This window comes from Limnohabitans sp. Rim8 (assembly GCF_945869175.1).
Classification (GTDB): domain Bacteria; phylum Pseudomonadota; class Gammaproteobacteria; order Burkholderiales; family Burkholderiaceae_C; genus Limnohabitans_A.
This window is the reverse complement of sequence record NZ_CAMBNZ010000025.1, coordinates 1-23,010: the sequence shown is the minus strand read 5'-3', so window position 1 is coordinate 23,010 and position 23,010 is coordinate 1. Positions and strand designations below refer to the sequence as shown.

Sequence of the window (23,010 nt, the reverse complement as noted above, 5' to 3'; positions counted from 1 at the left end):
ATCAATTCTTCTCCGCGGCCTTGAGGGCCTTTTTCAGGTCGTCCATCAAATCGGCAGGGTCTTCCAGGCCAATCGACAAGCGGATGGTGCCGGGCCCGATGCCGCTGGCGGCCAGGGCCTCGTCGCTCATGCGAAAGTGCGTGGTGCTGGCCGGGTGGATCACCAGGCTGCGGCAGTCACCCACATTGGCCAGGTGGCTGAAGACTTTGAGGGCTTCGATGAATTTCTGGCCTTGCGCACGGGAGCCCCGGATGTCGAAGCTGAACACCGAGCCGGCACCGCGCGGCAGCAGCTTTTGCGCCAGCGCGTGCGAAGGGTGGCTTTCCAGCAGAGGGTGACCCACACGGCTGACCAGTGGGTGTGCGGCCAAAAATTCGACCACTTTGACCGTGTTCTCCATGTGGCGGGCCATGCGCAGTGGCAGGGTTTCGATGCCTTGCAAAATCAGCCATGCGGTGTGCGGGCTCATGCAAGCACCAAAGTCGCGCAAACCCTCGCGCCGCGCCCGCAGCAAAAAGGCACCCACGGTGCTTTCCTCGCTGAACACCATGTTGTGAAAACCTGCGTAGGCTTGGCTCAGTTCGGCGAATTTGCCGGACTTGTCCCAGTCAAAGCTGCCGCCGTCCACGACCACACCGCCCACCACGGTGCCGTGGCCCGATAAAAATTTGGTGGCCGAGTGGTAAACGAGGTCGGCCCCATGGTCAAAAGGCTTGATCAGCCAGGGCGAGGTGAGGGTGGAATCCACCAACAGCGGCACACCCGTTTCGTGCGCAATGGCGCTGACGGCTTCGATGTCCAGCACGTCCATGCCGGGGTTACCCACGGTCTCCCCAAAAAAGAGTTTCGTGTCTGGCTGCACAGCGGCACGCCAGGCGTCCAGGTCGCCGGGTTGGACAAAAGTGGTGCGGATGCCAAAGCGGCTCAGGGTGTAGTGCAGCAGGTTGTGCGAGCCGCCATAAAGGGCCGACGAAGCCACGATGTGCGAGCCCGCGCCCATGAGGGTGGCAATGGCTAGGTGCAAAGCGGCTTGGCCGCTGGCGGTGGTGATGGCCCCAATGCCGCCTTCGAGCGCCGAGATGCGCTGCTCCAGCACCGCGTTGGTGGGGTTGCTGATGCGGCTGTAAACATGGCCAGGGCGCTCCAGATTGAAGAGAGCGGCGGCTTGGTCCGACGATTCAAAGACGAAGGAGGTGGTCAGGTGGATCGGCACCGCCCGCGCGCCCGTGCTGGGGTCAGGCGCTGCCCCCGCGTGCAGGGCCAAAGTGTCAAAACCGGGATCGCTGTAACCAGCCATGGGTAACTCCGTGAAAAGAATGCGCTTGCACCGGCTCATAGCCTACATGCAGCATTCATTGTGGGCTATATTGGTATCCAATCCAATTCAGAACGACCCTCAGGAGACACACCATGAAAGTCAGCGACATCCTCCGCGTCAAAGGCGGTACCTTGTTCACGGTGCAAACGGACGAACTGTTGGTTCGCGCCATGACCGACATGGCCCAAAAAGACCTGGGTTCCCTGGTGGTGATGGCCAAGGGGGCGTTGGCAGGCATGTTGACCTTCCGCGAGGTGATTCTCCAAATTGTCAAAAACGGGGGGCAAGCCGGCGACTCGTTGGTCAGCGATGCCATGGACAGCCAGCCGATGACCTGCACGGGTGAGACCGACATCGATGACGTGCGCCGCATGATGCTGGAGCACCATGCCCGCTACATGCCGGTCATGGAGGGCGCCATGTTGATGGGCGTGATCAGTTTTTATGACGTGGCCAAAGCGGTGGTGGATGGCCAAAACTTCGAAAATAAGATGCTCAAGGCCTATATCCGCGACTGGCCCGATGGCTCGGCGCCCGAGGCTGAGGACGTCAAGCTTTGAGCTGAGGTTGCGCCGCTCTGGGATAATCCTCAGCCATGAGCGGCAATACCTTTGGAAATCTCTTCGCGGTCACCAACTTTGGTGAATCCCACGGCCCAGCCATTGGCTGCGTGATCGACGGCTGCCCTCCGGGCATGCCGCTCAGCGAGGTCGACATCCAGCCCGACCTGGACCGCCGCCGCCCCGGCACCAGCAAATTTGTCACCCAGCGCAACGAACCCGATGCGGTGCAGATCGTCTCGGGCGTTTACCAAGGCCTGACGACCGGCACCCCGATTTGCTTGCTGATCAACAACACCGACCAGCGCAGCAAGGACTACGGTGACATCCTGCAAACCTTCCGGCCTGGGCATGCCGATTACACCTATTGGCGCAAATATGGCTTGCGCGATCCGCGTGGCGGCGGCCGTTCGTCGGCCCGCTTGACGGCGCCCATGGTTGCGGCCGGTGCGGTGGCCAAAAAATGGCTCAAAGAAAAGTGGGGCACCACCTTTGTCGGCTGCATGACCCAGATCGGCGAGGTACCCATTGGTTTTGAGAGCTGGGACCATGTGCCCAACAACCCGTTTTTTGCGCCTGTGGCCGACGTGTCGGCGCTCGAGGACTACATGAACGCGCTGCGCAAATCCGGCGATTCGTGCGGCGCGCGTTTGCGCGTGGTGGCGCGTGGCATGCCCGTGGGCTTGGGGCAACCGCTGTTTGACAAGATCGACGCTGACATTGCGTACGCGATGATGGGCATCAACGCTGTCAAAGGTGTTGAAATCGGCGCGGGCTTTGGCTGCGTCACCCAAAAAGGCAGCACCGCTGGTGACGCTCTGACGGCAAAAGGCTTTGTGGGCAACAACGCGGGTGGGGTGTTGGGTGGCATCAGCACGGGGCAAGACATCGAGGTGTCGGTGGCCATCAAGCCCACGAGCTCGATCTTGATTGCCCGCGACTCGATCGACTCGCAAGGGCAGCCCACCGAAGTCATCACCAAAGGCCGCCACGATCCGTGTGTGGGCATCCGCGCCACACCCATTGCCGAGGCCATGCTGGCCTTGGTGGTCATGGAGCATGCCTTGCAGCACCGCGCTCAGTGCGGCGATGTGACGCACGACTTGCCGCCCATTGCTGCCAGCAAGCCTTAAGGCATGACACCGCGTCGGCAACTTTTGCCGTTTGCCGCGCTGTCGGCCAGTTACTTTGCGCACATCGGCTTTTTCAACCCCTATTTGCCCCTGTGGCTCAAAGACATGGGTTTGAGTTTGCTGACCATCAGTGTGCTGACGGCCGTGCAGGCGGCCACGCGTTTGTTTGCGCCTTATGCCTGGGGCGCCTTGAGCGACCGAACGGGCGAGCGTGTGAAGTTGCTGCGCATTGGGGCTGGGGTGGCGTTTGTCGTGTCTTGTGGCTTGTTTTTTGACTGGGGTCCGGTGGGTTTGGGTGTGTTGCTGTTGGTCATGTTTGCCCACACCAGCGCCATGATGCCCATGAGCGAAGCGGCCATGGCCCATTTGGTCAGTCAAGGCGGTGCTTTTGACACCAAGCGCTACGGGCGTGTGCGCTTGTGGGGCTCGATGGGGTTTTTGGTCACGGTGTTTCTGGCGGGGGCTTGGTTTGAGGCGTTTGGCCTGAAGCATTTCCCGGGCTGGACCGTGCTCAGTTTGGCCGCGGTGTTGGTCAGCGTGTGGTGCTTGCCAGACCTCAAGGAAGCGAGTCACCATTCGGGTGCGCATGTGTCCGTGTGGCCGGTGCTGCGGCAAAAGCCCGTGCAGTGGTTTTTGGCGTCCACTTTTTTCCATGTGCTGTCGCACATCGGAATTTATGTGTTTTTCTCGCTGTACCTCGATGCTTTGGGTTACAGCAAAACCATGATCGGTGTGCTGTGGGCGGTGTCGGTGGCGGTGGAAATTGGTTGGTTTTTCACCCAATCGCGTTGGTTGCCGCGCATGCCCTTGACGGCTTGGTTGGTGCTTTGTTCCGCATTGATGGTGGTGCGCATGGGCATGACCGCGGCTTGGGCCGATATGCTGTGGGTCTTACTCTTGGCGCAAGCCATGCACGCCATCACCTTTGCCACACACCACACGGTGTGCATCGCCTTGCTGTCGCACCATTTTCCGGGGCGTTTGCGTGGGCGTGGTCAGGCGCTTTACACCGTGATCGCTTATGGTTTCCCGGGGGTGCTGGGGGCTTTGCTGGGCGGTGTGATCAGTGAACGTTGGGGTTTGGCCAGTGTGTTCGTGGTCAGTGTGGGCATCGCCTGTGTGGCCACGGCCTCGGCTTATCGGGTTTGGCGGCTGCAACACCCCCGCCAGGAGCTGGTATGACGCAGACCCTCCTGTCGCCGGCTGTGTTGCCTGGCTTCTTGTCACCTGATTTGGCCGCGGCTTTGGCCGGGGCGCAGCGCTGCACCACCTGGTGTGAGGGCGCTCAAACGGTTTGGCATGTGTGGGGTGAAACCCATCAACCCACGGTGGTTTTGTTGCACGGTGGCAGTGGCAGCTGGACGCATTGGGTGCGCAACATTGCCCCCTTGCGCGATGCGGGTTGGCGCGTCTTGGTGCCCGATTTGCCAGGTTTTGGCGATTCGGACTTGCCCGCAGGTTGTGTGGACACCGATGACATGCCTCATCATTTGCACGCGGGTTTGGTGCAGCTGCAGCCCACTGGGCCGGTGAGCATGGTGGGGTTTTCCTTTGGTGGCATGACGGCGGCGCTCTGGTTGGCCGCACACCCCCAAGATGCGCAACACCTGATCTTGGTCGGTGCGCCGGGCATGGGCTTGACGGTGACCGACCGCATCCCGCTCAAAGGCTGGCGGCATTTACCCACTCCCGAGGCACAAGAGCAAGTGCACCGTTACAACCTGATGGCCTTGATGCTGGAGCGGCCCGACAGTCTGGACGATTTGGCCTTGGCGGTGCACACGGCCAACGTGAGGCGTGACCGCGTCACCCGCAGACGCCTGTCATCGACCGACATTGTGGCCCGAGCTTTACCCCAGTTGCAGGCCAAAGTCAGCGCCATTTATGGCGAGCACGATGCCTTGTACCGTGGCCGATTGCCCGAGTTGCAATTGGCCATGCAAAGCTTGTCTCTGCAATGGGGCCTCTGGCACACCGTGAAAGGTGCGGGGCACTGGGTGCAGTTTGAAGATGCTCCCGTCTTTAACCGGCAGCTCAAAGCAATGCTGGCCTCAGGCAATGCCTGAGGCCAGCAGCACAACTTCAGCGACGGTAAATCAAGCGGCCTTCATGGTGACCGTTTTGCCCAAGGTACTGGTGAAGGTGCGGTTGGTGATGGTGTTCACAAAGAACCATTCGCCCTTGGCTTCGGTGGCTGTGAAAGTCATTTGCAGGTAACCGCGCTGCGAAGAATCCATCCACTTCAGATCATCCACCACACCTTCAAAAATGGCTTTGAGTTGAGCGGGTGGAATGGTCGAGAGGGACCCTTCAAAACCTGGCGAACTCACCGAGCTGGTGGCAAACTCTTCGCCCGCTTTGGTCCCGGCCGGCAGACCACCAGGGATTAGACCTTTCAAGGTCAGATGGCTGTGCCAAGCGTTGTGCGTGTCACCCGCCAGCACCACCAAGTTCTTTTTCAACTGCAAAGCTGTAGAAAGCAAGATCTCACGTGTCACTGGATAACCATCCCAACCGTCCAGGTTGTAGCCCACTTTGGGATTCTTGGTGGTGTCCATCAGCTCAGTTTGAGCAGCGGTGCGAAAGCTTGCTGGCGTGTTCTTGGCCACAATGTAATCGGTCACTGCTTTGTTGCCCGCAGCTTGTGCAGCGGGGGATGTATCGGTGCCGTTCAACGCAGCCAACGTCGATCCTGGGAATTCCATGCGGGCCATCAGCACTTGCTGACCCAGCACTTGCCAAGTGGCTGTGCTGGTCGCCATTTGGGTGGTCAGCCAGTCCATTTGGTCTTTGCCAAGCAATTGACGTGTGGGGGAAGTGATGGCGTTGTAGGCGGCCCCTTGGGCTGTGGCGCCCTTGAGTCCGAGCAAGTCGGTGATGACGATCTGCTGATCGCGGCCGATCAAGCGGGTGTCCAGCATGTGCAGGCTGACCAATTTGCCAAAGTCGAAACTGCGGTAAATCTTGGCCCTGTCAGCACCTGTGCGAATCGGCATCCATTCGTGGTAAGCCTGCAATCCTGCTGCGCGGCGTGCGGCCCATGAGCCTTCAGTAGCAGGTGTGTGGTTTTCAGCGCCGTCTTTGTAGGCGTCGTTGGCGGTCTCATGGTCGTCCCACACCGCGATCATGGGCTTGAGGGCATGCAGGTTTTTACTGTCCGGATCGCTTTTGTATTGGGCGTGGCGGGTGCGGTAATCGGCCAGCGTCAACAATTCATTGCTGGGAACGGAAACACGGCCCAAAGTGGCCGCTGAGGAAGAGGCATAACCCGTAGCAGCGTATTCGTAAATGTAGTCACCCAGATGCAAGGCGTATTCGGCGTCGCTTTTTGATACTTCTGCATAGACGTTGAAAAAACCGGCAGGGTAATTGGTGCAGCTCATCACGGCCAATTTCAGGCTGGTGGCGGTGGTGGGCAGGGTGCGGGTGCGGCCAACGGGGGATGTGGCCGTACCGCATACAAAGCGGTAGAAATAGTTGGTGCCGGCCATCAAGCCCGTGGCATCGGCCTTGGCTGTAAAACCTGTATCGGGTTTGGCTTCGATATCGCCTTGGGACACAATTTGGGTGAAGGCGGCATCGCTGGCCACTTGGTACTGCAAAGGAACGGCAGTGTCCGAACCAGGAAACTTGGCATGGGTCCAGAGGATCACGCGGTCCGCCAAAGGGTCACCACTGGCCACACCGTAAAGAAATTCAGGTTGAGCGGACGATCCGCCGCAAGCAGAAAGACTGGCACCAGCGGTCATGGCGGCAGAGACGCTGGCCACTTTGATCATGAATTCACGGCGAGAAGGGTTGTGCGACATGCGCGGCTCCAATGGCGTTGATAAAAAGATTCAGTAAATACTCTGACGGTGCTCAATGAACCCTTGATGACAGGGCGCAATGTCTTTTGGGTTTTGAACGCCTTTGGCAAATGCGGCAAGATGTTGGCATTGACTTTGTGAGACATGCATGACCACCACTTTGAAAATCGATTTTGTTTCCGACATCGCCTGCCCCTGGTGTGCCGTGGGCTTGGGCGCCCTGGAAACGGCGTTGGACCATCTGAAAGGTCAGGTGCAAGCCGATCTGCACTTCCAGCCCTTTGAGTTGAACCCGCACATGGGCCCTGGCGGGCAAGACTTGGGCGAGCACTTGACCGAAAAGTACGGCTCGACCCCTGAGCAACAGGCGCAAATTCGCCAAACCATCTCGGCGCGGGGTGCTGAAGTGGGTTTTGAGTTTCACCCTGGCGGCCGCGGCCGGGTGTACAACACCTTCAACGCCCACCGCTTGTTGCATTGGGCTGGCGATCAAGGCGCAGGTGCCCAGCATGCGTTGAAGAAGGCTTTTTTGCAGTCTTACCAAGGCCGCGCCGAATGCATTGACGATGCCCAGGTGCTGTTGTCGGCGGTCAAAGCCGCTGGACTGGACGCCGCCGCCGCTGGCGAAGTGCTTGCAAGCGACGCCTTTGCTGCCGAGGTGCGCGAGCGCCAGCAGTTTTATGCCCAAGCGGGCATCCGCTCGGTACCCGCCATCATCATCAATGACCAACACCTGATCTCGGGCGGGCAGCCGGTCGCCGTCTTTGAGCAAGCTTTGCGCCGCATCGCTGCTGGCGAATAAACGAAAGCTCCCATGCAACGACGTGAATGGATTCAGAGTGTGGGTGTTGCCACTGCAGGCACCCTGTTGGCTTGGCCTGCCCAAGCTGCCGCAGACAAGGCCCACGCCGAATTGGCCCAACTGTGGCGACGTGAAGGAGGCGCGTTGATCGTTCGCCACGCTGTCACGGAGTCGGGCTTGGGCGATCCGCCCGGGTTCGTGTTGGGGCAATGCAGCACCCAGCGCAACTTGAGCGATGCGGGTCGTCAAGCCTCGCGCGCCATGGGCGCTTGGATGCAGGCCCAGCAAATCAAGCCCGACGCGGTGCTCAGCAGCCAATGGTGCCGTTGCCAAGACACGGCGCGGTTTGCCCTTGGTGCGTATGAAGACTGGCCCGCTTTGAACTCGACGTTTGGCGGCCAAGGCGATCCCAATGCGCAGCAAAAAGCCTTGCGTGCACGCTTGCAGGCCATGCCCAAGGGCCAACGCGAGGTATGGGTCACGCACCAGGTCATCATGACGGCGCTCACGGGCGCTTACCCAGAAATGGGTGAGGGCTTTTTGGTGGACAGGCAAGGCCGCTTGCTGGCCCGTGGACGATTGGCCGTATGAGCACCTCTCCGCTGCTCACGATGTACTTCGATGGCTCGTGCCCCTTGTGCCGGGCTGAGATCGCCATTTACCGTCGCCTGCCCGAGGCCGCCCACATGGCTTGGGTGGATGTGAGCGCTGGGCAGGATCTGGGCGAACTCAGCTGCTCTGCGGCCATGGCGCGTTTTCATGTCCGTGACAGCCAGGGGCGTTTGTACAGTGGCGCGGCGGCGTTTTCCCGAATGTGGCGGGCGTTTTCGGGCTGGCGTTGGCTGGGTTGGTTCACCGCCTGGCCCCCGATGTCGTGGTTGTCCGAAGGCGTTTATCGTTTGTTTTTGGTGTTTCGCCCTTCATTGCAAAAGTGGGTGCGGCGCTGGTCTGACAAGGGGGCTGTGTGAACATGTGGATGCGACGATTCAAGAAGGGCCTGCGTGCCGGTGTTTTTGCAGGCGCTTGGGCTTTCATGGCCTGCGCCCAAGCGCAAGTGGGCGACAAGGTGCCGTTGGGTGCTTGGGCCATTGACCGCACCGAAGTGACCATCGGCCAGTTTGAGCGCTACGTGCGCGCTACGGGCACGGTGACCCGCGCTGAAAAAGAGGGTGGCGGTTTTGAGTATGTGGGCGGATGGGTCCGCCGTCCTGGCTGGTCTTGGCGCAAGCCCGACGGCGTTTCGGCAAGTACTGATTTGCCTGCTGTGCACCTGGACTTTACCGAGGCGCAGGCTTACTGCCGCTGGGCAGGGGGCCGCTTGCCTACAGGCGCGGAATGGCAAAAGGCGGGCTTCACCGAGTTGCGCGATAACCCCCCAGCGCCTTGGGTGAAAGGCAAGACTTATCCCTGGAGCACGGGTGACAGCCCGCAAGGCGCGAACACCAGCGATCCAGACCCTTGGCCCCGCGCAGCACCTGCGGGTGCCACGCGCCAAGGCGTGAATGGCCTGTACGACATGGGCGCCAATGTGTGGGAGTGGACCACCGATGAGCAGAGCGGCCAGCGGCGCACCGTGGGGGGTTCGTGGTGGTACGGCGCTTACAACATGAAGGCCGATGTGCAGGCCTTCAAAGCCGCTGACGTTTATGTGGTCTACCTCGGCTTTCGCTGCGCTTATGACCTCTCGCCCAAAGGCACCGACCCGAGCAAGACACCCTCATGATGCAGTCCTTGTCTGAGGGCTACCGTGCTTTGGTGTTCGGCGCCAGTGGCGCCATCGGACAAGCCTTCGTGCGAGCCTTGCAAAGTGACCCGCGCTGCGCTGCAGTGTGCGGCGTGTCGCGTCAAAGTTCGCCCGGCTTTGATTTGCTGGACGAGTCCAGCATGGCGGCATGCGCGCACACGCTGACCGCGCAGGGGCCGTTCCATTTGGTGCTCGACGCCACCGGGGCGCTCACTTTGAACGGCCGCGGCCCTGAAAAACGCCTGGAAGAATTGGATGCGGCGCATGTGCTGCATGCCTTGCACCTGAACGCTGTGGGGCCGTCCTTGCTGCTCAAACACTTCTCGCCCTTGTTGGCATCGGGTGAGCGTGTCATCTGGGGCAAATTGTCGGCGCGTGTGGGCAGCATCGAAGACAACCGCAAGGGTGGTTGGTACGGCTACCGCGCCGCCAAGGCCGCGCTCAACATGCTGCTGCAAACGGGGGCCATCGAAATCGCGCGGCGCAGGCCGTTGGCCGTGGTCGCCGCTTTGCAGCCGGGCACGGTGCAATCGGCCTTGAGCCAGCCGTTTTTGGGCCATGATGCCCTGCGTCCGGACGACGCGGCGCAGCGCTTGCTGTCTGTCTTGAACGGCTTGCAGCCCAACGGGCGGGCGCAGTTCGTGGACCACCAAGGGCAGCCAATTCCCTGGTAAAAAGAGTCGGCGTCATGTCATCTGGGCGTCGCTCGCATTCGCTACAAAGGCCAAGTGAACAGCAAAAACCTTTCATCGCTCGACATGGATTTCGTGCCCACGCCTTGGCACGGCCAGATCGCCATGTCTTCCTGTCCAGGAAGGGGTGATGCCGCCGCTGCACCCGAAGATATTTTGGTCGCAGACGTTGAGCATTTGAAGCGGCAGGGCATTCGCACCGTGGTGAGTTTGCTCGAAACCGCTGAACTCGAACGCTTGGGTGCGAAAACCCTGTCGCACCATTTGGGATTGCACGGCATCACTTGGCACCAACTGCCTGTGGTGGACTTTGGTGTTCCCAGTTTGGCGGTTACAGCCCAATGGTGTCGCTTGATTCCTGAACTGACCCAAACTTTGCAGACGGGCCCGATTTTGGTGCATTGCGCGCACGGCAAGGGCAGATCCGGCACCTTGGTCGCCACCCTTTTCAAGGCTTGGGGTTGGACCTCTGACGAGGCCGTGAAGCATGTCCGCAGGCACCGCCCCGGCGCGATTGAAACGCTCAAGCAAGAGTCTTACGTTTACGCCTTTGAGCTGCCCTTGTAGACCTCAAAGCGCTCTTTTGACGCAGTTGGAAGCGCTGCAGGCGGTGTCAACCCAGCAGTCTTGTATTGACACCGCCTCGTTGACCCATGGTGCTTGCCCATCATTGAAGGGGCTGACCAATCACCTGAAAACGCAGTTTTGAGCACAGCCAGTCGATGACCGAGACGGTCGCCAAAATCATCAAAATGACAAATGAAACTTGCTGGAACTCCAGCGTGCGAATTTGCTCTGACAAAATGAGTCCGATGCCGCCAGCGCCCACAATGCCGATGATGGTGGCACTGCGGGTGTTGGATTCAAAGTAGTACAAGACTTGGCTCAAGAAAACAGGCAAGACTTGCGGGACGATGCCAAACCGAATCTGCTGAATGCGGCTGCCGCCTGTGGAGGCAATGCCTTCCACCGGTTTTCGATCAGCGGCTTCAATGGCTTCAGAGAACAACTTGCCAAATGCGCCCAAGTCTGAGCAAATGATGGCCAGCACGCCGGCAAATGGTCCCAAACCCACCACGTTGATCCAGATCAAAGCCCAGATCAGCGTGTCCACGCCGCGCAAAGTGTCAAAGGTTCTGCGCGCCAAAAAGTGCATCACGAGGTTGATTCTGGTGTTGCGGGCCGCCAATGAGGCCAGTGGAAAAGCCAATATCGCCGCAACCAATGTACCCAAAAACGCAATCGCCACTGTCTCGCCCATGGCGTGCAGGTAACGCAGCAAAGTCGGGCCCCAACCGGGGTCCGGTGGGAACATCAGGCGGGTGACGTCGAACAGTTTCGAGACACCGCTGAAGATCCGCGCCAGGCTGAAATCCAAGCGATAAAAACTCAAAATCAACAAGGCCAGCATCGTCAGCAGCAGCGTGATGGTGATCACGCGGCGACGGGTCACCGTGCGGAAATGCTGGGGGTATTTGGCGATGTGGGCGTCCGTGGTCATGCTTTGCTTTCGGGGCCCGAGCCGATCAATTGGTGGCGCAGTTTTTCAGTCAAGCTGTCGATCACCACCACGGTGAGGATGATCAAAATCAAAAGCGCACTGACATCTGCGTAATAAAACTTACGAATGGCCGAGATCAGGGTCTCGCCAATGCCGCCTGCGCCTACAAAACCTAACACAGCGGCTCCCCGCACGTTGATCTCAAAGCGCAGCAAGGCGTAACTGGTAAAGTTGGACAAAACCTGGGGCAGCACCGCGAAGCGGATTTTTTGCACCCAGTTGGCACCCGTGGCCACCACACCGTGGACGGGTTTCATGTCGATGTTTTCGACCACTTCGGCGAACAATTTGCCCAAAGCACCCATGGTGTGGATGGCGATCGCTAAAACGCCGGCCATGGGCCCCAAGCCAAAAGCCACCACAAAAATCAATGCGAACACCAACTCCGGAACGGTTCTGCAAAACTCCATGAAGCGGCGTGTGGCAAAAACCAAGGCCGTTGAGCGCGTGATGTTTTTGCTGGCCATGAAGCAAAACAGCACGGCGCCCACTGCGCCCAAGAGCGTGCCGACGTAGGCCATCATCAAGGTCTCGCCCAGCAGCGCCATCCACTTGTTCAGACCCCAAAACCATTCAAAGGGGTCGCGTATCACCGCTTGCCCAGATTCCAAATAAAAGATCCGGCCGATGTAGCTGGTGAAGTTGCCGATGTTGTCGTAAAACTTCGCCAGGTCCACTTCGGCCATCCACGCGGCCAGCATGGCCAGCAAAAAAACCATGGCCATACCCATCCCGAATTGCTGGCGACGCCAATGGGTCGCCAGTTCGTAGGCCTGCAACAAGGCCTTGTGTTCAGGTTGATTGACCATGGTGAGTGTTGGGATGGCAGGAATTACTTCTTGCGCAGGTTGTCCACAAACTTGTTCATGGCCACCACAGGCTCAAACGCAGCGTGGGTCACTTTGACAAAGGGTTCGTTTTTGCCGTCAGACAGCTTGTCAAAAGCAGGCTTGTTTTTCACATGGGCTTGCAAGAAGGCTTGTTCGATTTTGACTTTCAGATCGGCTGGCAAGCTGTCCAGGTAAGCCACTGGCGAAGCCGGGATCAAGTCGGACTTGAAGATCATGCGGAAATCGTTTTTCTTGACCATGCCCTTGGTGACCATGCGCATGAGTTCAGAGTCTTCTTCGTTGTTCCACCAGTTCGCGGCGGCGTCCACAGTGCCCTGGTTCAGGGCCATCACGGCATTCACATGGCTGCCGGTGTAAACCACTTTGCCGAAATAGTTGTCGGGGTTGATGCCCATTTTGTCCAAGGCGAAACGTGGCACCACGTTGCCAGATGTGGAGTTGGGGTCGACCAAACCGAAGTTTTTGCCCTTCAGGTCTTCGATCTTGTTGTATGCCGAGTCGGCTTTCACATACACCACTGCGTAGTAACCGCGCACGCCACCTTTGGCTGTTTCGGTGACAAAGGGGGTGATGTTTGCACCGGTCATGCGAGCACGGGCGTAAGCGGTCGGACCGTAGTAACCAATGTGGATCTGACCAGCACGTTGGCCTTCGATCACGGCGGCATAGTCAGCGGCCACGCGCAAGGTGACTTTCACGCCTGTTTCTTTGGACAGGTAATCCAAAAAGTCTTTGTAACGGTCGGCCACCATGGAGGCGTTTTCAGCGGGGACAACGGCGAACACCAGCTCTTTGGGGGCGGCGGTTTGGGCTTGTGCGCCCGTGGCGAGCACGGCAGCAGCAATGGCTATCAGGTTGCGACGGTTCAACATGGGAAGTCCTTCGGATAAAAAAATGCCAAAAATGGCGTGGGGAGAAAAAATCGGGGGAAAGCTCAGGCGTGGACAAGCATCTCGACGCTGGCCATGTCGGTGTCGCTCACTTGAGAGGCCTCTACGCCATAGAGTTGGCGCACAAAAGGCTCGGTCAGCTGGGCGGGGGCGCCGTCAAACACCACTTCGCCTGCGGTCAAGCCCACCAAACGGTCGCAATATTCACGGGCAATGTCCAAAGAGTGCAGATTGCACAGCACGGTGATGCCGTAGTCTTGGTTGATGGTTTTGAGGGCGTCCATCACCGCTTTGGTGTTTCGCGGGTCAAGAGAGGCGATCGGTTCATCGGCCAGTATGATTTTGGGTTCTTGGATCAGGGCCCGGCAAATGGCCACGCGTTGCTGTTGGCCGCCCGAGAGCTGATCGCAGCGCTTGGCGGCAAACTCGGCCATGTCAAAACGCTCGAGCGCAGCCAAGGCACGGACTTTGTCTTCGTCGGACCACAGTTGCAGCAATGATCTCCATGTGGGGACTGTGGTGAGGCGGCCCATCAAGACATTCGTCAGCACGTCCAGGCGACCCACCAGGTTGAACTGCTGGAAGACCATGGCGCATTGACGACGCCATTCGCGCAAAGGCGCCCCAGTCAAATCTGATACAGAAGTCAAATCCATCTTGATGCTGCCGGAGGTGGGGTCCTCCAGGCGGTTGATCATGCGCAACAAGGTGGACTTGCCCGCACCGGAGCGACCAATCACGCCAACAAAACTGCCCGCGGGCACCGAAAGGCTGATGCCATTGACCGCATTTTGGTTCCCGTACCGCTTGACCAAGTTGTCGATCTGTAACATTGCCCGTACTTTAGGTTGGTGCTAAAAGTCGAATCATGTTTTCTTTTTGTGTCAAATTCATGAAATTGATTGGTTGTCATGATTTTGACGAATGCACCCGGCGCAGCGCAGCAAGGCTTGGCACCATTGCTTTGCCGGGCGCGAACGCTCAAAACGCACCGCGGCCCAAGGGCTATCGAAGGCCTAAAGATTGCGCAATTTTTTGGCGAGGCACTGTGGTTTTGGGGCATTGGCCCTTGGGCAACTCGAACCACTGGCGCACATCGTTCTCCACGCCCACCCCGTGCATGAAGTTGTAGATGGCTTTCTTCAGGCCTTGGCCCAGCAGGTCGTGGTCTACCCCCGGGGGCATGGGGGTGGGGTCGACAAAGCCCACATCGTTTTTGGCAAAGGTGCCTTCGGGCAGCGGCAGCAGCGTCACGCCATAGGCCTCGGGGTTCAGACCCACGGGTGAATGCACGGTGCAGACAAATCGGTGAAAAAAGCCGCTGTGGATGCAGCCGTTTTCAAACAACTGGCGCACGTATTCGAGCGCGTCTACCGTGTCTTGCACGGTCTGCGTCGGAAAGCCGTACATCAGGTAGGCGTGCACCATCACCCCGGCGTCGGCAAAGCCTTTGGTGACCTGCGCGACCTGCTCGACCGAGACGCCTTTTTTCATGAGGCTGAGCAAGCGGTCGGACGCCACTTCGAGCCCGCCCGACATGGCGATGCAGCCGCTTTGGGCCAGCAGCTCGCACAGCTCGAGGGTGAAGGTTTTTTCAAACCGGATGTTCCCCCACCAAGAGATTTGCACGCCCCGGCGCAGCAGCTCTTCGGCCAGGGCCTTGAGCGCCTTGGGAGGCGCGGCTTCGTCCACCAAGTGAAAGCCCGTTTGGCCCGTTTCGGCCACGATTTGCTCGATGCGGTCCACCAGCGTGCTGGCTTGCGCGGTTTCGTAGCGGCTGATGTAGTCCAGGCTCACGTCGCAAAAGCTGCACTTTTTCCAGTAGCAGCCGTGCGCCACGGTGAGCTTGTTCCAACGCCCGTCGCTCCACAGCCGGTTCATGGGGTTGAGCATGTCCAAAAGAGACAGGTACTGGTGCAGTGGCAGACCATCCCAGGTGGCGGTGCCGACCTCTTCAAACGGGATGTCGGGCTCAGCCAAGTTGATGTATTGCACCAAGCCTGCACCGTTGCGAATGAAGGTGCGTTGCAGGCGCTGCCCGCTGCGCTGGCCTTGCAGGTGCTCGATCAGGCTGAGCAGCGGGCGTTCACCGCCGTCGAGCGTGACGAAATCCACATGGTCAAAGACCCGTGCGTCTTTCAGTTCGCGCAGTTCGGTGTTCACAAAGCCGCCCCCCAGACCCATGCGGATGTTGGGGTGCGCACGTTTGATGCACTGGGCGATGCGAAAAGCCGCGTACACCGAGCCAGGGAAGGGCACGGACAGCAGCACCAGGGTGGGCTGGTGGCGCTCAATCGCTTGCAGCGCCAAGCTCTCTAGCGTGGTGTCAATCAGATTGGGGGGCTGGGCCAGCGCTTCAGCCAGCGGGTCAAAGCTGGGCTGGCTGGCGGCCAGGCGCTCGGAGTAACGCACGAATTCAAAACCTTCATCCACCGCATCGCGCAGCACATCGGCCAGGTCGTTCAGGTACAGCGTGGCCAGGTGCCGGGCCCGGTCGGTTTGGCCCAGTGCCCCAAAAGCCCAGCCAATCGGGTCGCCTGTGCCATCGTCGTCATATGCATCAAGGGCTGCAAAGCGCGGGCCTTCGGGCAGAAAGCCCCGGCCTGCGATCCGGTGGCTCAGGGTGCTGTCGCGGCCTTGCAAAAAGGCGATCACCGGGTTAACAGTGACAGCGTAATCGTGGAAATGGTCGAGGAAGAAATTCACCGGGCCCGAGCGCTCTTCGACGGGAAGGGCCAGTGCTGCGTCACGCAGCTCGGTCAGGCCTTTTTTGTTCAGCAAGGCCAGAACCGTGGCCAGCGCCAGGTCTTCTTGCACCGCATCCACCCCCCGCGAACGCAAAAAACCCGTGAGGTATGCCGTAGAGGGGTAGGGGGTGTTGAGCTGCGTCATCGGCGGGATGAGGCTCAAAACTTTGAACGGGGCGGGGCGGGTCATGCTGGGATGTTTTCGAGTCGGTGCATGATTATCAACGGGCACAACCCCTGCCCGCACTTGGCAGAGCACGTTAACATTCGGCAGTCCTCTCAGTGCCTGCCCGATAGATTTCTAAGATGTCCTCTTTGCCCGAAGCGCCGTCAGACGCTGCACCTTCCTTGACTGCCTTGATGGTGCAAGCCGCTTCACAAGCCAAGCTCTCCCCTGCCCAGCAACGTTTCAATGAACTGTTGGCCCACATTGAGCGACTGTCGGGCCAGATCCATCGCTTAGAGAATTGGTCAGACCGTCACCGCTATGCGCACATCCAGGCGTTGCGTGAGTCGGTGCAACAAGCGCAGGTTCACCGCAAGGGCCTCATGATGTTTGTGCACGAGCGCTTACAAACGGCCGATTTCACAGCCCGGCAGCAACGCATGGCTCGGGGCCTTGTGCGCGGCTTGATTGATCAACTGTCGGCCACAGCCGATCCCCAAATTCAAGCCATGGCTGACTTGTACGTGAGCGAAGAAGACACACAGGAGATGGCGTATGAGCAGGCTGAAGCTTCAAAACGGCTGCGTGAACGCATCGAGGAAGCGCTGGGCCAGCCACTCAACAAACCCAATCAGTACCAGACGCCTGAAGAGATGATGGCAGCCGGTATGCGGCAGTGGCAACAACAGCAAGAGGCCAACGAGGCCAAAAAGAACGCCAAACGCACGGCCCGAAAAGCCCAAAAACAAGCGCAAAAGAAAACCGTTGCGGCCGAAAAAGGGGTGGTGCCCGTCGCCCTGATGCGCGAGCTGGACGCCAAAAGCGCCATCCGCACGATTTTTCGGCAATTGGCCAGCGCCTTGCACCCGGACCGTGAACCCGACGAACAAGAGCGCCTGCGCAAAACCGCGCTGATGAGCGAGGTCAATGCCGCCTATGAAAAAAACGACCTGACCACTTTGTTGCGCTTGCAAATGCTGGTGACGCAGCTCAACCCGAAAAACACATCCGGCACGGCGCGCATGACTGACGACAAGCTGATCGCCATGTCCTTGTTGCTCAAGGAGCAGGTGGCCGCGCTCGAAGACGATCTGGACCAGTTGGAAAGCCGCTTGAGCCGGGAGCTGTGTGTGCCGGTGCGTGCCGATGTTGACGAAGCCGCCCTGAGCGAGTCACTGCAGCGCATCCAGGCCGATCAGCGCCACAGCGCCGACAGTCTGGCCGCCGATTTGCGCCGCATCCAGAACGATGCTGAACTCAAGCGTTGGCTAAAAGAACAATGGCAGTTGGCTAAAGCCACTTCTGCATGAAGCTGGCTTGGCCCGCTGCCGGGTCCAGGGTGTAGGCTTCAAAGCCAAAGCCCAAGTAACTTTTGAGGGCGCGGGCATTGCCCGTCAGCACCTCCAGCGTCAGCTTGCAGCAGCCGCGATCCTTGGCGTGACGCTCGGCAGCCGCCAGCAAAGCCTGACCGACGCCCGCACCCCGTTGGCCCGGCAGCACGGCGATGTCGTGGATATTCATCAAGGGCTGTGCCTTGAAGGTCGAATAGCCCTCGATGCAGTTGACCAAGCCCACCGGCGCATCGCCAAGCCAGGCGATGAAGCTGGCCGCGTCAGTGCGTGTGGCCAGGTCATCACACAAGCGCGCTTTCACATCTTGCGTCAGGGCTTCCCCGCCGCCCATGGGGTCTTGGGCATAGGCGTCCAGCAACATCACCAGTGCGTTGCGGTGGGTGGGGTTTTGGTAGTCAACCGGCAAGATTTGAAGGCTCATCGTCAGGCCGTAGCAGGGGTCATGAAGGAACGCACATTGTCCTTCATGCCGACCATCACATGGCCTGCCAATTGGTGCGCCGTGATGGCCGACAAAGTCCAGCCCAGGTGGCCGTGGCCGGTGTTGTAGAACACATTGGTCTTTTTGCCCGCCCCCACCCGAGGCAGCATGTTCGGCATCATGGGTCGCAGGCCCGCCCAAGGCACCACCTTTCGGGTGTCGATGTCAGGGAAGCACTGGTTGACCCACTGGATCAGGGGCTGGATGCGGTCGGCGCGGATGTCCAGGTTGATACCGTTGAATTCGGCGGTGCCCGCGACGCGGAAGCGGTCATCGCCCAAGCGGCTGGTGACCAGCTTGGTTTCGTCGTCGAGCAGGCTGACTTGCGGCGCTGCAGCCTGGCTGGCACCGTTGGGAAGGTTCACAGTGATCGAGTAGCCCTTGACGGGGTAGATGTTCAGACGGTCACCCAACTGCGCGGCCAGGTGGCGGCCATGCACGCCCGCACAAATCACGATACCGTCAAAGGTCAGCGAGTCGGTATCACCGGCATGCTTGACCTGCACAAAAGCGCTTTGGCCGTTGGCGGCCACGCTCAAGACCTCGTGTTCGTTGAGGATCTTGACGCCCAAGCGCTCACAAGCTTTGGCCAGGCCGTAAGTGAACTTGTGGATATCGCCTGTCGAGTCGCTCTCGGTGAAGTAGCCACAGTAGTAATCGCCGTGCAGTGTGGGCTCAATGGCCTTGATTTCTTCGGGCGTCACCGCACGACGCGGCAAGCCGCCCTGGGCCAACAGTTTGGAGACTTGACCGGCATGGTCAAAGCCTTTTTTGTCGCGGTAAAAATGCAGAATGCCTTCGCGGTTGTGGTCGAATTCGATCCCCTCGGCCTTGGCCCAGGCAAAGTGGTGCTCGCGCGATTCAATGGCCAACCGGGTGGTGGCGATGGTGTTGTCTTTGTATTTGGGGATGGCCGCCACAAATTCGGCCATCCAGCTGAGCTTGTGCCAGGTGGGGGTGGGGTTCATGAGCAGTGGGGCGTCATTTTTGAACATCCACTTCAGCCCCTTGATGATGGTGGAGGGGTGGGTCCAGACTTCGGCGTTAGATGCCGACAGCTGACCGCCGTTGGCATAAGACGTTTCCATGCCGGGATAACGGTTTTTCTCGATCAGGGTGACTTCAAAACCCTGTTGAACCAAGGCATACGCGGAGGTGACGCCCGTGATGCCGCCGCCGATGACAACCATGTGCTTTTTCATGAAGCTTCTCTCGTTTCAACGTCTCAAACAAGTGGGCATGCTGCGCACCGGATGTGCATGGCATGACCCCCTCTGTTTGAAACCTGAGAGATTCACCGAACGGTTTTCGGCTTGCTCCTGCGGTGGTCCCGGATGACGAACCCGGGGCGCTCTTCAGAGTTTTTGACACGGTTGTGTCGACCTGCATCGGTCCTTTGGCCTGAGAGTTTCCGGGGTGGTTGCTCCTTCGGCGCTGTCTGCTTTGGCGGACAGTCTCTCCCGATGCGGGTATTTGATTTTGAGGCGTGGGTCTTCCTTTGTGGGTGGATCAGGCGTAGTCGCTCAGCGGAATGCAGCTGCAAAACAAATTGCGGTCACCGTACACGTTGTCGACCCGACCCACTTGCGGCCAGTACTTCACGCTGCCGGGTACACGCTGGGCTTGGGCTGCACCGACCTCGCGGCTGTAGGGTCGATGCCATTCGCTGCCCAGCAGGCTGTCTGCGGTGTGTGGTGCATGTTTCAGCGGGTTGTTGTCTTGCGGCCAGATGCCATTCTCGACCTGTTTGATTTCTTCGCGGATGGCGATCATGGCGTCGATGAAGCGGTCCAGCTCTTGAAGGGTTTCGCTCTCGGTGGGCTCCACCATCAAGGTGTTGGCCACCGGAAAACTGAGTGTGGGCGCATGAAAGCCGTAGTCCATCAACCGCTTGGCCACGTCTTCGGCCATCACGCCGCTGCTGTCCTTCAGGCCACGCAAATCCAGAATGCACTCGTGGGCGACGCGACCGTTCTCACTGGCGTACAGCGTGGGGTAGTGTGCGCTAAGGCGCTTGCTGATGTAGTTGGCCGCCAAAATCGCCGCCTCGGTGGCGTGTTTCAGGCCCTCGGCGCCCATCATGCGGCAGTACATCCAGCTGATGGGCAAGACTGCAGCGTTGCCCAAAGGCGCGGCACTGACAGCGCCCACGCCGTTCACGGGCAAACCGCCCGTGGCATGGCCCGGCAGGTAAGGCACCAGGTCTGCCACCACACACACCGGACCCACACCGGGGCCGCCACCGCCGTGCGGAATACAAAAGGTCTTGTGCAGGTTCAGATGGCTCACGTCACCGCCAAACTCGCCGGGCGCAGCCACACCCACCAAGGCATTCATGTTGGCGCCGTCCACGTACACGCGTCCGCCGTGTTGATGCACCAGCTCGCACAAGGCTTTGACCTGCGTCTCAAAAACCCCGTGTGTGCTGGGGTAGGTGATCATCACTGCGGCCAGGTTGGTGCTGTGCTGTTCGCACTTGGCTTGCAGGTCGGCCATGTCCACGTTGCCGTTTTCGTCGCATTTGGTCACCACCACGGTCATGCCCACCATTTGGGCGCTGGCCGGGTTGGTGCCGTGCGCGCTGGACGGGATCAGGCAGATGTTGCGGTGGCCTTGGCCTTGGGCCTGGTGGTAGGCCTGAATGACCAAGAGGCCTGCGTACTCGCCTTGAGAGCCGGCGTTGGGCTGCAAGCTGATGCCTTTGTAGCCGGTGGCCTGGCACAGCCAGTCGCGCAGTTGCTGGTCCAGCAGTTGGTAGCCCGCCAGTTGGTCGGCAGGGGCAAAGGGGTGCACGCCCGCAAATTCTGGCCAGGTGATGGGGATCATCTCGCTGGTGGCGTTGAGCTTCATGGTGCAGCTGCCCAGCGGGATCATGCTGCGGTCCAGCGCCAGGTCTTTGTCGGACAGCTGGCGGATGTATCGCAGCATGCCGGTCTCACTGTGGTAGCGGTTGAAAACAGGGTGCGTCAGGAAAGCGCTGGTGCGGCGCAGCGATTCAGGAATCAGGGGCTGGATGCCTTTCTCGAACGACTCGAAGCTCGGCAGTGCCTGATCTGGGTTGGCCGATTCACTGGCGAACACCTGCCAAAGGGCAGTGATGTCCTCGCGGGTGGTGGTTTCGTCCAGCGAGATCGAAACGCTCTTGTCGCAAGCCTTGCGCAAGTTGATGCCCGCGTGCAGGGCGCGTTGGATGAGCGAGGCCGAGGACTCGCCGATGGCGATCCATACGGTGTCAAAAGCAGTTTCTTTGCGCAGCTTGTACCCCAGGCTTTGCAGGCCTTGCGCGAAGATCGCGGTACAGGTCGCCACGCGGCGCGCAATGCGCTTCAAGCCCTCGGGGCCGTGGTGCACGGCGTACATGCTGGCCACCACGGCGGGGAGAACCTGCGCGGTGCAAATGTTGCTGGTGGCCTTTTCGCGGCGAATGTGTTGTTCGCGAGTCTGCAGGGCCAAGCGGTAGGCGGGTTTGCCGTGCACGTCCACGCTCACACCCACCAGGCGGCCTGGCAAGGAACGCTTGTATTCATCGCGGCAGGCCATGTAGGCGGCGTGCGGACCACCCGCGCCCATGGGCATGCCAAAACGCTGCGTGGTGCCCACCACGATGTCGGCGCCCATCTCGCCCGGAGGCTTGAGCAGCGTGAGCGCCAGCAGGTCAGCGGCCACGATGAATGCGGCCAAATGCGAGTGGCTCTGCGCTGCATAGCCGCTGAGGTCTTCCACCAGCCCGGTGCTGCAGGGGTACTGCACCAGCGCGGCAAAGTGCTCGGCGTTCAGCGCCGCAGTGAAGGCGTCGGCACTCTGCGGCACCAGCACCTCAATGCCCAGCGGTTTGGCGCGCGTCTGGATCACCTCGATGGTTTGCGGGTGGCAGGCGCGTGATACGACAAAGACTTTGCTCTTGCTTTTGACCATGCGCATCGCCAAGGTCATGGCCTCGGCGGCCGCTGTGGCTTCGTCCAGCATGGAGGCGTTGGCAATGTCCATGGCGGTCAGGTCGGTCACCATGGTCTGGAAGTTCACCAGTGCCTCCATCCGGCCTTGGCTGATCTCAGCTTGGTAAGGCGTGTAGGCGGTGTACCAAGCGGGGTTTTCCAGGACGTTGCGCAAGATCACGCCAGGCGTGTGCGTGCCGTAATAGCCTTGGCCGATGTGGCTTTTGAGCAAGCGGTTCTTTTGCGCCAGGGCCTTGAGTTCGGCCAAAGCGGCCGCTTCGGTGATCGGTGCGGGCAAGACCATGTCTTGGGCGCGGGCGATGCTGCGCGGCACGATGGACTCGATCAAGGACCGGCGTGATGCCTCACCGATCACGCCCAGCATGTGCTGTTCGTCTGCACCGCTGATGCCGATGTGGCGGGCAATGAATTCTGACGGGTTTTCGAGCTCGGCCAAGGGCTTGAGGGTGGACATCAGCATGTGTGGCTCCGGTTAATCGTTCAAGCTGCAGAAAAGGCTTTGTAAGCGGTCTCGTCCAGCAGGGCATCGGTTTGCGCTGGGTTGGACAGCTTGACCTTGAAGAACCAGCCTTTGCCCAGCGGGTCGGTGTTGGCCAGCGACGGGTCGCTACGCAATTCTTCGTTGACTTCGGTGATCTCGCCGTCCACGGGCATGTAGACGTCGGCCGCGGCCTTGACCGACTCGACCACGCCTGCGGCTTCTTTGGCGGCAAAGGTTTTGCCCACTTCGGGCAGGTCGACAAACACCACATCGCCCAGCGCATCCTGCGCGTGGTGGGTGATGCCCACGACAGCGGTGTCGCCGTCAATTTGCAACCATTCGTGGTCTTCGGTGTACTTGATCATGAGGGGGCTCCTTGTGTGATGAATCGGGGGGCATCAATCGGGGTCAGATCCCAATTGTTTGGCTTCATCAATCGGGGTCAGATCCCAATTGTTTGGCTTGAA

Annotated in this window: 22 protein-coding genes and 2 riboswitches; of the genes, 11 read left to right on the top strand and 11 right to left on the bottom strand. The window is 59.7% G+C overall.

Going from position 1 to position 23,010, the window contains the following annotated elements; genetic code table 11:
* Window position 1: 1 nt before the first annotated feature.
* On the bottom strand, window positions 2-1,297 hold the full coding sequence (locus Q0O19_RS05890; protein WP_295520911.1) for an O-acetylhomoserine aminocarboxypropyltransferase: 1,296 nt from the start codon (window positions 1,295-1,297) through the stop codon (window positions 2-4).
* Between the two features lie 113 nt (window positions 1,298-1,410).
* Here Q0O19_RS05890 and Q0O19_RS05885 point away from each other — a divergent pair, with 113 nt between their 5' ends.
* Genes Q0O19_RS05885 through Q0O19_RS05870 form a run of 4 tightly spaced genes read left to right on the top strand, consistent with a single transcriptional unit; the run spans window position 1,411 to window position 5,077 of the window.
* On the top strand, window positions 1,411-1,878 hold the full coding sequence (locus Q0O19_RS05885) for a CBS domain-containing protein (RefSeq protein WP_295520909.1): 468 nt from the start codon (window positions 1,411-1,413) through the stop codon (window positions 1,876-1,878).
* A 35-nt stretch (window positions 1,879-1,913) separates the two neighbouring features.
* Window positions 1,914-3,011 (top strand): chorismate synthase, encoded by a 1,098-nt coding sequence (gene aroC / locus Q0O19_RS05880; RefSeq protein ID WP_295520907.1) that lies wholly within the window; start codon window positions 1,914-1,916, stop codon window positions 3,009-3,011.
* 3 nt (window positions 3,012-3,014) lie between these two features.
* Complete coding sequence (locus Q0O19_RS05875) at window positions 3,015-4,193, top strand: MFS transporter (RefSeq protein ID WP_295520904.1); 1,179 nt, start codon at window positions 3,015-3,017, stop codon at window positions 4,191-4,193.
* Window positions 4,190-5,077, top strand: coding sequence for an alpha/beta hydrolase (locus tag Q0O19_RS05870; protein ID WP_295520902.1), 888 nt, complete (start codon window positions 4,190-4,192; stop codon window positions 5,075-5,077). The genes Q0O19_RS05875 and Q0O19_RS05870 overlap by 4 nt, the downstream gene beginning before the upstream one ends.
* A gap of 30 nt (window positions 5,078-5,107) precedes the next feature.
* Here the strand turns inward: Q0O19_RS05870 and Q0O19_RS05865 are convergent, their stop codons facing one another.
* Window positions 5,108-6,820, bottom strand: a complete 1,713-nt coding sequence (locus Q0O19_RS05865; protein WP_295520900.1) for an alkaline phosphatase D family protein — start codon at window positions 6,818-6,820, stop codon at window positions 5,108-5,110.
* A gap of 148 nt (window positions 6,821-6,968) precedes the next feature.
* On the opposite strand from Q0O19_RS05865, the gene Q0O19_RS05860 reads away from it, so the two are divergent.
* The 6 genes from Q0O19_RS05860 to Q0O19_RS05835 are packed head-to-tail and all read left to right on the top strand — an operon-like array spanning window position 6,969 to window position 10,625.
* On the top strand, window positions 6,969-7,622 hold the full coding sequence (locus Q0O19_RS05860; RefSeq protein ID WP_295520898.1) for a DsbA family oxidoreductase: 654 nt from the start codon (window positions 6,969-6,971) through the stop codon (window positions 7,620-7,622).
* A 12-nt stretch (window positions 7,623-7,634) separates the two neighbouring features.
* Window positions 7,635-8,213: a histidine phosphatase family protein gene (locus Q0O19_RS05855; RefSeq protein WP_295520896.1), complete on the top strand. Its 579-nt coding sequence runs from the start codon at window positions 7,635-7,637 to the stop codon at window positions 8,211-8,213.
* Complete coding sequence (locus tag Q0O19_RS05850; RefSeq protein ID WP_295520895.1) at window positions 8,210-8,590, top strand: thiol-disulfide oxidoreductase DCC family protein; 381 nt, start codon at window positions 8,210-8,212, stop codon at window positions 8,588-8,590. Before Q0O19_RS05855 ends, Q0O19_RS05850 begins: the two co-directional genes overlap by 4 nt.
* 8 nt (window positions 8,591-8,598) lie before the next feature.
* Entirely contained in the window at window positions 8,599-9,345 is a 747-nt protein-coding gene (locus Q0O19_RS05845; RefSeq protein WP_295520893.1) for a formylglycine-generating enzyme family protein, read from the top strand.
* Entirely contained in the window at window positions 9,345-10,040 is a 696-nt protein-coding gene (locus tag Q0O19_RS05840) for an SDR family NAD(P)-dependent oxidoreductase (protein ID WP_295520929.1), read from the top strand. Before Q0O19_RS05845 ends, Q0O19_RS05840 begins: the two co-directional genes overlap by 1 nt.
* Before the next feature lie 54 nt (window positions 10,041-10,094).
* Window positions 10,095-10,625 carry a protein-tyrosine phosphatase family protein gene (locus tag Q0O19_RS05835; protein WP_295520890.1) on the top strand — a complete coding sequence of 177 codons (531 nt, stop codon included), beginning with the start codon at window positions 10,095-10,097 and terminating at the stop codon, window positions 10,623-10,625.
* Between the two features lie 100 nt (window positions 10,626-10,725).
* On the opposite strand, the gene phnE (Q0O19_RS05830) is transcribed toward Q0O19_RS05835, so the two are convergent.
* The 5 genes from phnE (Q0O19_RS05830) to Q0O19_RS05810 form a co-directional block, all read right to left on the bottom strand.
* A complete protein-coding gene (gene phnE, locus Q0O19_RS05830) occupies window positions 10,726-11,559 on the bottom strand; it encodes a phosphonate ABC transporter, permease protein PhnE (protein WP_295520888.1) in 834 nt (277 codons plus the stop codon).
* Window positions 11,556-12,428: a phosphonate ABC transporter, permease protein PhnE gene (phnE, locus tag Q0O19_RS05825; RefSeq protein WP_295520887.1), complete on the bottom strand. Its 873-nt coding sequence runs from the start codon at window positions 12,426-12,428 to the stop codon at window positions 11,556-11,558. Before phnE (Q0O19_RS05825) ends, phnE (Q0O19_RS05830) begins: the two co-directional genes overlap by 4 nt.
* Before the next feature lie 23 nt (window positions 12,429-12,451).
* Window positions 12,452-13,342, bottom strand: coding sequence for a phosphonate ABC transporter substrate-binding protein (gene phnD, locus Q0O19_RS05820; RefSeq protein WP_295520885.1), 891 nt, complete (start codon window positions 13,340-13,342; stop codon window positions 12,452-12,454).
* Window positions 13,343-13,404: 62 nt separating this feature from the next.
* Window positions 13,405-14,193, bottom strand: coding sequence for a phosphonate ABC transporter ATP-binding protein (phnC, locus tag Q0O19_RS05815; RefSeq protein ID WP_295520884.1), 789 nt, complete (start codon window positions 14,191-14,193; stop codon window positions 13,405-13,407).
* Between the two features lie 172 nt (window positions 14,194-14,365).
* Window positions 14,366-16,297 carry a radical SAM protein gene (locus Q0O19_RS05810; protein ID WP_295520883.1) on the bottom strand — a complete coding sequence of 644 codons (1,932 nt, stop codon included), beginning with the start codon at window positions 16,295-16,297 and terminating at the stop codon, window positions 14,366-14,368.
* A 116-nt stretch (window positions 16,298-16,413) separates the two neighbouring features.
* Between Q0O19_RS05810 and Q0O19_RS05805 the strand changes: the two genes are divergently transcribed.
* Complete coding sequence (locus Q0O19_RS05805) at window positions 16,414-17,583, top strand: hypothetical protein (protein WP_295520882.1); 1,170 nt, start codon at window positions 16,414-16,416, stop codon at window positions 17,581-17,583.
* Here the strand turns inward: Q0O19_RS05805 and Q0O19_RS05800 are convergent.
* From Q0O19_RS05800 to gcvH, 4 genes are all read right to left on the bottom strand, one after another.
* Window positions 17,564-18,046, bottom strand: coding sequence for a GNAT family N-acetyltransferase (locus Q0O19_RS05800; RefSeq protein ID WP_295520880.1), 483 nt, complete (start codon window positions 18,044-18,046; stop codon window positions 17,564-17,566). The two genes, Q0O19_RS05805 and Q0O19_RS05800, sit on opposite strands and share 20 nt — an antisense overlap.
* Window positions 18,047-18,048: 2 nt before the next feature.
* Window positions 18,049-19,308 (bottom strand): D-amino acid dehydrogenase, encoded by a 1,260-nt coding sequence (locus Q0O19_RS05795; protein ID WP_295520878.1) that lies wholly within the window; start codon window positions 19,306-19,308, stop codon window positions 18,049-18,051.
* Between the two features lie 62 nt (window positions 19,309-19,370).
* Window positions 19,371-19,475: riboswitch (glycine riboswitch) on the bottom strand.
* A gap of 10 nt (window positions 19,476-19,485) precedes the next feature.
* Window positions 19,486-19,579: riboswitch (glycine riboswitch) on the bottom strand.
* Between the two features lie 36 nt (window positions 19,580-19,615).
* Window positions 19,616-22,522, bottom strand: a complete 2,907-nt coding sequence (gene gcvP / locus Q0O19_RS05790) for an aminomethyl-transferring glycine dehydrogenase (protein ID WP_295520877.1) — start codon at window positions 22,520-22,522, stop codon at window positions 19,616-19,618.
* Window positions 22,523-22,542: 20 nt separating this feature from the next.
* On the bottom strand, window positions 22,543-22,908 hold the full coding sequence (gene gcvH, locus Q0O19_RS05785; RefSeq protein WP_295520875.1) for a glycine cleavage system protein GcvH: 366 nt from the start codon (window positions 22,906-22,908) through the stop codon (window positions 22,543-22,545).
* Window positions 22,909-23,010 lie beyond the last annotated feature (102 nt).